The sequence below is a fragment of the Thiolapillus sp. genome (assembly GCF_048562965.1).
Taxonomy (GTDB): Bacteria; Pseudomonadota; Gammaproteobacteria; order Chromatiales; family Chromatiaceae; genus Thiolapillus; species Thiolapillus brandeum_A.
The window spans coordinates 1-897 of sequence record NZ_JBHNMF010001093.1; the positions used below are offsets into that span (position 1 = coordinate 1).

The window sequence follows — 897 nt, forward strand, 5'->3', positions numbered from 1 at the left end:
AGCAGGATGCAGCAATCAGCGTATAGAACAAGCTCTAACGGGCAGTATGAACAAAATAGCAACTTTATTTCACCCGAAAATATACGGTGGAACAATGTTGCTTACTCTAAACTCTAGATAATCTAGTATAGACATCTAATTATCCTCCCTAGGCATCCATCAGGTTGTCATTGCGGCCAAACAGCAGCCCCATCATGCCAACGGCATAAACGTCATCACCGTCGACCTCCAGTAGTACCTGGGGAATGCTCTGGTAAGCCTGCCCGGACACGATGATGCCGTGACGGGTCAGATCATAGGTGGACAGATGCAGGGGACACTGGCCCAGCACCCGATGCTCGCCCACTGCCCGATACTTGCCATTCAGGGGACCTCCCTGGTGCGTGCAAAGATAGCTGAAAGCCACCACATCGCGCTGTGCACCGACACCACCACCTGCCTTGGCGCCGTCCATCTTCACGATAAAGCACTGGGAATTCGCCCCGTCATCCGGGTAATTGAAATCCACGGGCTTGTTGTCTTTCAACTCACTCAGCCGGGCAATCTTCATGCGTGGATAAGTCACCACACGCGCCTTGGCCTGGGCTTCACCCGGGAACAGGCTGATGGAAATGGTGCTGGCAGCAACGGCCGCTGTGCCTGAATACATCAGGAACTGTCGGCGATTCAACATGCACCGGCCGTGATCAGCCGCTGTTTCGTCTTTTTTGTTTATGTCGCTCATTACTAGAGTTTAGAGTTTCAGAGGAGAAAAACCACTAAAAATCTCAAAAAATAGTGGCTCCTCAGCAGAATTTGTGGGTAGCAGAGGTGGGTTTGAGGCAAATGATCAGGTCTGTCCTGTCGGGGTAGAGCCCCCCACCCGGTCTCTGAGAAGATGGAGTTGTGAAACCATCA

Annotated in this window: 1 protein-coding gene; it reads right to left on the reverse strand. The window is 52.0% G+C overall.

Going from position 1 to position 897, the window contains the following annotated elements:
* Window positions 1-148: 148 nt before the first annotated feature.
* Window positions 149-649, reverse strand: coding sequence for an arsenate reductase (azurin) small subunit (locus ACOCD2_RS22515; RefSeq protein WP_305801678.1), 501 nt, complete (start codon window positions 647-649; stop codon window positions 149-151).
* Window positions 650-897: the final 248 nt, after the last annotated feature.

What these genes read in the sequence shown, in the direction of transcription:
- ACOCD2_RS22515 (WP_305801678.1), bottom strand. Translation starts at nt 649, where the DNA reads ATGTATTCAGGCACAGCGGCCGTTGCTGCCAGCACCATTTCCATCAGC.